Genomic DNA, 3,266 nt, shown 5'->3' on the forward strand with positions numbered 1-3,266 from the left:
CGCGGCGGTCCCACGGCCCGTCCCGTTCGCACGGCGACGGATGGCACCCGACGCCTCCCCGGGCCGCCGGGACGCCGCACGATCGCGTGCGTCTACCCGGCGGTCCGAGGGGCGGGGCGGGCGGGCCATGCGCCTTCCTTTCCGACTACGTGCCCGTCAGCGGTGAACTGCCGACGGGCGGTGCTGGTGCCGTCAGGCGGAGAAGCGCGGGAACGCCTCGGCGCCGGCGTACCGGGCGGCGTCGCCGAGCATCTCCTCGATGCGCAGCAGCTGGTTGTACTTGGCCACGCGCTCGGAACGGGCCGGGGCGCCGGTCTTGATCTGGCCACAGTTGCAGGCCACGGCGAGGTCGGCGATGGTCGTGTCCTCGGTCTCGCCGGAGCGGTGCGACATCATCGAGGCGTAGCGGTTGCGGTGGGCCAGGTCCACGGCGTCCAGCGTCTCGGTGAGGGTGCCGATCTGGTTGACCTTGACCAGCAGGGCGTTGGCCAGGCCCTTTTCGATGCCCTCGGCCAGGCGCTGCGGGTTGGTGACAAAGAGGTCGTCGCCGACCAGCTGGACCTTGTCGCCGATCATGTCGGTGAGCGTCTTCCAGCCGTCCCAGTCGTCCTCGTCGAGCGGGTCCTCGATCGAGACCAGCGCGTACTTGTTGACGAGCTCGGCGTAGACGTCGGCCATCTCGGCGGCGGAAAGCTGCTTGCCCTCGAAGTGGTACTTGCCGTCCTTGTAGAACTCGGTGGCCGCGACGTCCAGCGCGAGCGCGACGTCGGTGCCGAGCGAGTAGCCGGCCTTCTCGATGGCCTCGGCGATGAGGTCGAGCGCGGCGGTGGTGGACTCGACGGAGGGGGCGAACCCGCCCTCGTCGCCCAGACCGGTCGACAGGCCGCGGTCCTTGATGACGGTCTTGAGGTGGTGGTACACCTCGGTGCCCATGCGCAGGGCCTCACGGAACGTGGGCGCGCCGATGGGGGCGATCATGAACTCCTGGACGTCGACGCCCGAGTCCGCGTGGGCGCCACCGTTGAGGATGTTCATCATCGGCACGGGCAGCACGTGGGCGTTGGCACCGCCGATGAAGCGGTACAGCTCGAGGCCCGAGGACTCGGCGGCGGCGCGGGCCACGGCCAGCGAGACGCCGAGCACGGCGTTGGCGCCGACGGTCGACTTGTTGGGGGTGCCGTCGGCGTCGAGAAGGGCCTCGTCCACGACGCGCTGGTCCTCGGCGGGGATGCCGATGACGGCGGGGGCGAGGACGTCCAGTACGGCCTCGACAGCCTTGGTGACGCCCTTGCCCATGTAGCGCTCGTCCTCATCGCGCAGCTCCACGGCCTCGTGGGCGCCGGTGGATGCACCGGACGGCACGGCGGCGCGGCCGAACGAGCCGTCGTCCAGAAGCACCTCCACCTCGACGGTGGGGTTGCCTCGCGAATCGAGGATCTCCCGGGCTCCGACCTGCTCGATAAGCGCCATCTGTGCTCCTTGGGGGAAGTTCGTGGGTTCGTGTGCGTGGCCGGCGCCGCTGGGCGGGCGCAGTCCGCTGGCCATTGTTCCACGTCGGTCCAGAGGGCGGGACGAGGCTGGGCCGGGGGCGGCTGGCCTTCGGCCGGACTTGCCGCCCAGTTCACACTCCGATGCCCTCCGATGTCTGGCCAGCAATCTGCCGAGACATTTTGACAGCGAGGCACGCTCCGCCCCTTGCCAGCTCACCGGGCAGCACTGTTCAATTTAGTGCGCCGACGAACTAAGGTCGTTTCGCGGCTGAGGTTTCAGCAGGATTGTTGACCGCTTTCTCGCAGTAGCAAATCTGCCAATCGACTCCATCCGCTAAGATCACTTCGTGACCTCGACACTCGCTGACATCAATTGGCTCTTGAGTTCTCTAACTCAAGCCTCGGCCGCCCTAATTGCGATAGTAGGAGGGCTTCTCGTCTCACGCTATGTCGCGCTTCACGCCGAGCAACAAGCAACCCAGCGGAGGGTTGCGGACCTCACCAGGCGCGAGGAAGAATCAAGCGAGCGTTTAGCTAAATACATCCATGACCTTGCCACTCACGAAATCGACGATGTTCTTTGCTCTGACGCTGTATATTTGCAAATCGTTCAGGATGGCTTTAGAACCACTGTCGAAGCCGCGCTAACCGCGGCCGAGGAACACGGCGAGGATCTAAATCAGGAACTCCTCCTCACCCGACTGGAGGCAATTTCGCGCGAACTAGAGATCGCATGGGAGAGCCTGGACCCTTTAATCCCCGAATCTGAAAACCACCCGAACTGGGTCGACTTCAAGCGGCAGCACGATTTAGCGGTTGAGTTCGCCGATGTTTGGGAGTGGTCCTACAAGATCATATCGGAATCGAAGGAGGAAGAAGCGCGGAATCGAAGACTCTCGACGGGCAACTTCTTATCCTCGCCAATTTTGGCTCCAGCACTTTTCGAGGGCGTGCGTCCGTATGATATAGCAAACGTGATTTCATCACAGTATGCACGCGACCATATTAGTTCAATACAGGACAATATAGATCAAGCCGAGTCAGAAGCGCGCTCGCTACGCCAAGAACGAAGACTGGCGAGTGAAACCCACGAGGCTACGCGGCAACCCGAGGGTTTCAGCCTGGCACTGCAGGTACTAAGCGTCATAGCCCTACTTGGCATAGCGATCCCAGTCACAGTTATGGGATTCAGTCCAACTACAATCGCTCCGTGGGCACGCGTCGCGATAATTGTCAGCTTCTTTTTCGGCGTCGCGCTACTGTTACGCTTTTTGTTTGTCTATGCGAGTTTCCTGCGCGACGGCGGTCCCGATTCTTTGCCTCGCAGCGCATTCGGGCTCCTTTGGCGTCGGTGAGTAGCCGATTTGTCACTGCCGACCCACTGGCATTAAACGCAGCTCAGTGCGCATGTGCTCGCCTGACCCACCCTCCGCCGATGAACAGACGGGGGGCGATGATCGGCCGGCGCTTTCAATTCCCGCGATTTTCCGCCCGTCCCGAACCGGCCTCCAGCCGGAACTCTGACCGGAGCGGGTCGTTGTCGTCGTCGGCCCCAAGCTCGTCCCCGCCCTGCGGATTCCCGCCCCGCGCTCGCCCCGCCACCTAAGCGGCCGAGCACAAGCGGACACCGGCGGTGGCACGACCTGCCCCTAACGTGAGCCTGACCCCGCCAGGACCACCCAGGAGGACTCAGTGGACTCACCCGCCCTCATCACCGCCCGCAACCGGGACGGCATCTGACCTGACTTCCACAAGTTTTAGTGTCACCCTGCGTTG

Annotated in this window: 2 protein-coding genes; one reads left to right on the plus strand and one right to left on the minus strand. The window is 64.0% G+C overall.

Annotated elements, in window-relative coordinates; all coding sequences use genetic code 11:
- Nucleotides 1-192: 192 nt before the first annotated feature.
- On the minus strand, nt 193-1,470 hold the full coding sequence (eno, locus tag G6023_RS07995; RefSeq protein ID WP_182634885.1) for a phosphopyruvate hydratase: 1,278 nt from the start codon (nt 1,468-1,470) through the stop codon (nt 193-195).
- Between the two features lie 367 nt (nt 1,471-1,837).
- Between eno and G6023_RS08000 the strand changes: the two genes are divergently transcribed.
- Nucleotides 1,838-2,845: a hypothetical protein gene (locus G6023_RS08000; RefSeq protein WP_182634888.1), complete on the plus strand. Its 1,008-nt coding sequence runs from the start codon at nt 1,838-1,840 to the stop codon at nt 2,843-2,845.
- Nucleotides 2,846-3,266: the final 421 nt, after the last annotated feature.

Source organism: Dietzia sp. DQ11-71 (assembly GCF_014144995.1).
Taxonomy (GTDB): domain Bacteria; phylum Actinomycetota; class Actinomycetes; order Mycobacteriales; family Mycobacteriaceae; genus Dietzia; species Dietzia kunjamensis.

What these genes read in the sequence shown, in the direction of transcription:
- eno (WP_182634885.1), bottom strand. Translation starts at nt 1,470, where the DNA reads ATGGCGCTTATCGAGCAGGTCGGAGCCCGGGAGATCCTCGATTCGCGA.